The sequence below is a fragment of the Streptomyces aidingensis genome (assembly GCF_900112355.1).
Lineage (GTDB): Bacteria > Actinomycetota > Actinomycetes > Streptomycetales > Streptomycetaceae > Streptomyces > Streptomyces aidingensis.
Genome location: NZ_FOLM01000036.1, coordinates 1 through 5,361 on the forward strand (window position 1 = coordinate 1; position 5,361 = coordinate 5,361).

1 protein-coding gene is annotated in these 5,361 nt (G+C 76.6%); it reads left to right on the forward strand.

Going from position 1 to position 5,361, the window contains the following annotated elements; all coding sequences use genetic code 11:
• Window positions 1–5,361, forward strand: a 5,361-nt coding sequence (locus BM242_RS28235) for a type I polyketide synthase (protein ID WP_139238494.1), incomplete at both ends; no start/stop codon positions are given.

A 5,361-nucleotide genomic window follows, 5' to 3' on the forward strand; every position in this document is an offset into this window, starting at 1 on the left:
ATCGGGTGCTGGCGGTGGTGCGGGGTTCGGCGGTGAATCAGGACGGTGCGTCCAATGGGCTGACTGCTCCGCATGGTCCGTCGCAGGAGGGGGTGATCCGTGCGGCTCTGGCGGATGCGGGGCTGGGTGCGGGTGAGGTGGATGCGGTGGAGGCGCATGGGACGGGGACGGTGCTGGGGGATCCGATCGAGGCGGAGGCGCTGGCGGCGGTGTACGGGCGGGCGCGTGGTGGTGGGGGTCCGTTGTGGGTGGGGTCGTTGAAGTCGAACATCGGGCATGCGCAGGCGGCTGCGGGTGTGGGTGGTGTGATCAAGATGGTGGGGGCGTTGCGGGAGGGGGTGCTGCCGCGGACGTTGCATGTGGATGCGCCGTCGCCGCATGTGGACTGGGCGGGGAACGGGTTGTCGTTGCTGGTGGAGTCGCGGGAGTGGCCGGGGGCGGGCCGGCCGCGGCGGGCGGGGGTGTCCTCCTTCGGGATCAGCGGCACCAACGCGCATGTCATCCTCGAACAGGCCCCCGACCCCGACCCCGGCCCCGGCGCCCCACCCGACACCGGCACCCCGACCGCCCCGGCAACCCCCCTGCCCTGGGTGCTGAGCGCCCGCGGTGAGGACGCGCTGCGCGCCCAGGCCGCCCGGCTGCGCGCCCACCTCGACACCACCGGGGCGGACCCCGGCGGCATCGGGCTCTCACTCGCCACCACCCGCTCCGCCTTCGAGCACCGCGCCGTGATCCTGGGCCGCGGGGCCGGTGAACTCCGCGCCGGGCTGGACGCCCTGGCCTCCGGCAGCGCTGCGCCGCACCTGCACCGGGGCACGGCGGCCGACACCGCCCGCACCGCCTTCCTGTTCACCGGCCAGGGCAGCCAGTACCCCGGCATGGGACGCGGCCTGTACGCGGCACACCCAGTCTTCGCCGCGGCGCTCGACGAGATCTGCGCCGCCTTCGACGGCCTGCTCGACCGGCCGCTGCGCGACCTGATGTTCGCCCCCGAGGACAGCCCGGACGCCGGGCTGCTGCATCGCACCTCCTTCACCCAGCCCGCCCTGTTCGCCCTGGAGACGGCCCTCTTCCGGGTGCTGGCACACCACGGCACCGGGCCCGCGCTGCTGGCCGGGCACTCCCTCGGGGAGATCGCCGCCGCCCATGCGGCCGGGGTGCTCTCGCTGCCCGACGCCGCCCGGCTGGTCGCGGCCCGCGGCCGGCTGATGCAGGCGGCACCCGCGGGCGGCGCGATGATCGCCATCGAGGCCGGACGGGAGGAGGCGGAGCGTTCGCTGTCCGGCCTGGAGGACCGGCTCGCCCTCGCCGCCGTCAATTCCCCCCGCTCCGTCGTGGTCTCCGGCGACGCCGACGCGGCCGGACGGATCGCCGCCCGGTGGCGGGAGGCCGGCCGGCGCGTCCAGCCCCTCACCGTGAGCCACGCGTTCCACTCCCCGCACATGGACGGCATACTCCAGGAGTTCCGGACGGTCGCCGTCGGCCTGGAGTTCCACCCGCCCGCCATCCCCCTGGTCTCCGCGGTCACCGGTGAACCGGCCACCGCGGAACAGCTCACCTCACCGGACTACTGGGCCCGGCAGATCCGCGAACCCGTCCTGTTCGCCGACGCCGTGCGCCGGCTCGCCGCCCAGGGCGCCACCGTCATGCTCGAACTCGGCCCGGGCGCCGTGCTCACCCCCCTGGCCCGCACCACCCTGCCGGACACCGTCACGGTGGTGCCCCTGCTGCGGGCCGGGCAGGACGAGGGCGGGACCTTCGCCGCGGGCCTGGCCCGGGCGTATGCGAACGGCGCGCCCCTGGACGCCGGTACCTTCTTCCCGCACGCGGCCCCGGTCCCGCTGCCCACCTATGCCTTCCGGCGGGCACACTTCTGGCAGCTTCCCGAGGCCCGCACCGACGCCCGCGGCCTCGGTCTGGAACCCGCCGGACACCCGCTGCTGACCGGCGAGGTGGACTGCGCCGGACGCGCCGACGCCCTGTTCACCGGGCGGATCGCACGGTCCGCACACCCCTGGACGGCCGACCACACCATCGCCGGGATCACCCTGCTGCCCGCCACCGCCGTGCTGGAACTCGCCGCCGTCGCGGGCGGCCGGCTCGGTCTCCCCCGGGTGGCCGAGCTGACCCTGGAGACCCCCCTGGAACTGCCGGGGGACACCGCGGTGCAGATACAACTCGCGGTCGCCGAGGCGGACTCCGACGGCTACCGCGCCTTCACACTGCACGCCCGCCCGGAATCCGGCGCCGACGGCCCGGCACCGCGGGCCTGGACCCGGCACGCCGCCGGGACGCTGGCCCCGGCAGGCGGGCCGCCCGCCGCACCCGGCGGCGCCGGCGATGCCGCGGGGACGGGCGTCTGGCCGCCCGAGGACGCCGCCGCCGAGCCCGTCGACGGGCTCTACGCGCGTCTCGCCGAGCGCGGCTACGGCTACGGACCGGCGTTCCGGGGACTGGAGGCGGTCTGGCGGCGCGGCGACGAGATCTTCGCCGAGATCGGCCTGCCCGAGGAACCGCGGCCGGGCGCCGGCGGCCACCATGTGCACCCGGCGCTGCTGGACATGGCGCTGCACGCCCTGCTGCCCGGTGCCGCACCCGAGGACGGCACCGCCGGCGACGCCATGGCGCTGCCGTTCGGCTGGAGCGATGTCACCCTGCACCCCACCCGGGCCACCCGGCTCAGGGTCCGCATCACACCGGGCGCCGACGGCACCGCGGGCCTGGCCCTGCACGACCCCGACGGCACGCCCGTGGCCACCGTCGGCTCGCTGGTGCTCCGCCCCGTGGCCCGGGAGCGCCTGGCCGCGGCGTCCGGCGGCGTGGCCGACGCGCTGTTCGCCGTGGACTGGCCGGTGATCCCCGCCCCCGCTGCGGACCCCGCGCTGAGCTGGGCCGAGCACCGGGGCCCGGCCACGGACGCCGATGTGGCGGTGGTCCGGGTGCACGACCTGCCGTCCGCGACACCCGCGCGGGTGCTGCGCCTGGTCCAGGAGTGGCTGGCCGACGAGCGGACCACCGCTTCCCGGCTGCTGCTGGTCACCCGCGGCGCCGTCGGGGTGACCCCCGCCGACGAGGTGGACCTCGACACCGCCGGAATCTGGGGCCTGATCCGCTCCGTGCAGACCGAGCACCCCGGCCGGGTGGTCCTGGCCGACCTGGACCCGGCGGCCCCCGATGGCCCCGTTGATTCCGTTGACCCCGTTGACCCCGTTGACTCTGCTGTCCCCGGTGGCCCCGGCTCCGCCCTGCTGCCCGCGGCCCTGGCCACCGGGGAGCCGCAGCTCGCCCTGCGCGGCGGCCGGATCCACGTCCCCCGGCTCGGGCGCTGCGGCCCGGCCGGCGCGGCGGCCCCGCGGCTCGACCCGGCCGGAACGGTGCTGGTCACCGGCGGCACCGGCGGCCTCGGCGCGCTGCTCGCCCGGCATCTGGTGACCGCACACGGGGTGCGCCGGCTGCTGCTGACCAGCCGCCGCGGCCCGGACGCACCGGGCGCGCGCGAACTGGACGCCGAACTCACCGCGCTGGGGGCCGAGGTCACCATCGCCGCCGCCGACGCCGCGGACCGGGACGCGATGGCCCGGCTCCTCGCCGGCCTCCCCGGCCGGCATCCGCTGACCGCCGTGGTGCACACCGCGGGCGTACTGGCGGACGCGACCGTGGAGTCCCTCACCGAGGCGAAGCTGGCCGAGGTGATGCGGCCCAAGGCCGGCGCGGCCCGCGTCCTGCACGAGCTGACCGCGGAGCTGGACCTGGCGGCCTTCGTCCTGTTCTCCTCGGTGTCCGGCATCACCGGCGCGGCCGGCCAGGCCAACTACGCCGCCGCCAACACCTTCCTGGACGCCCTGGCCCACCACCGCAGGGCGCGCGGCCTGGCCGCCACCTCCCTGGCCTGGGGGCTGTGGGACACCGCCCACGGCATGGGCGCCGGACTGACCGAGGCCGGCCGGCAGCGATGGGAGCGGTCCGGCCTGCTGCCGCTGACGCCCCGGCGGGGACTCGCCCTCTTCGACGCGGCCCTCGCCGCCGGCCGGCCCCTGGTGGTGCCCGCCGCCCTGGAGCCCGCCCGGCAGGCGCGCGGCGGCGCCCCCGTGCCGCACCTGTACCGGGCGCTGGTCCGTCCCGCGGCGCGCCCGGCGGGCCCCGCCCCCGCCACCGCCGCCGACTGGGCCGGACGGATCGCCGCGCTGCCCGGGCCCAAGCGGGCCGGCGCCGTGCTGGAGCTGGTCCGCGCCGAGGCCGCGGTGGTGCTGGGCCACGCCGGAGGGAGCGCCGTGGACCCGGAACGGTCCTTCAGCGACCTGGGCTTCGACTCCATGGCCGGTGTGGATCTGCGCAACCGGCTGGGCACCGCCACCGGCCTGCGGCTGTCCGCCACCGCGGTCTTCGACCACCCCACTCCGGCCGCGCTGGCGGCCCACCTGCTCTCCCGGGCCGGGCGGGAACGGCCCGTTTCGCGGCCGGCGCCGCGGCCCGGGCGGGGTGCGGGGCCGGGTGCCGGGTCGGAGGAGCCGGTGGCGATTGTGGGGATGGCGTGTCGTTTTCCCGGTGGGGTGGGCTCGCCGGAGGAGCTGTGGCGGCTGGTGGCCGAGGGCACCGACGCGGTCGGCGGGTTCCCGGCCAACCGCGGCTGGGACCTGGAACGGCTCTACGACCCGGACCCGGAGCGCACCGGCTGCTCCTACACCCGCGAGGGCGGCTTCCTGCACGACGCGGACCAGTTCGACAACGAGTTCTTCGGCCTCTCCCCGCGCGAGGCGGCGGCCATGGACCCCCAGCAGCGGCTGCTGCTGGAGACCGCCTGGGAGACCTTCGAGAACGCCGGCATCGACCCCGGGACGCTGCGCGGCAGCGGCACCGGCGTGTTCACCGGCGCCATGTACGACGACTACGCCTCCCGGCTGCCTGCCGCCCCGGAGGAGTTCGAGGGCTTCCTGCTCGCCGGCAACCTCTCCAGCGTGCTGTCCGGCCGGCTGTCCTACACCTACGGCCTGCGGGGTCCGGCGGTCACGGTGGACACGGCGTGTTCCTCGTCGCTGGTGGCGCTGCATCTGGCGATCCGGTCGCTGCGTTCGGGGGAGTGCGATCTGGCGCTGGCCGGCGGGGTGACCGTGATGAGCAGTCCGCGGACCTTTGTGGAGTTTTCGCGGCAGCGGGGGTTGGCGGTGGATGGGCGGTGCAAGTCGTTTGCGGCGGGGGCGGATGGTACGGGGTGGTCGGAGGGGGTGGGGCTGCTGCTGGTGGAGCGGTTGTCGGTGGCGCGTCGGCGGGGGCATCGGGTGCTGGCGGTGGTGCGGGGTTCGGCGGTGAATCAGGACGGTGCGTCCAATGGGCTGACTGCTCCGCATGGTCCGTCGCAGGAGG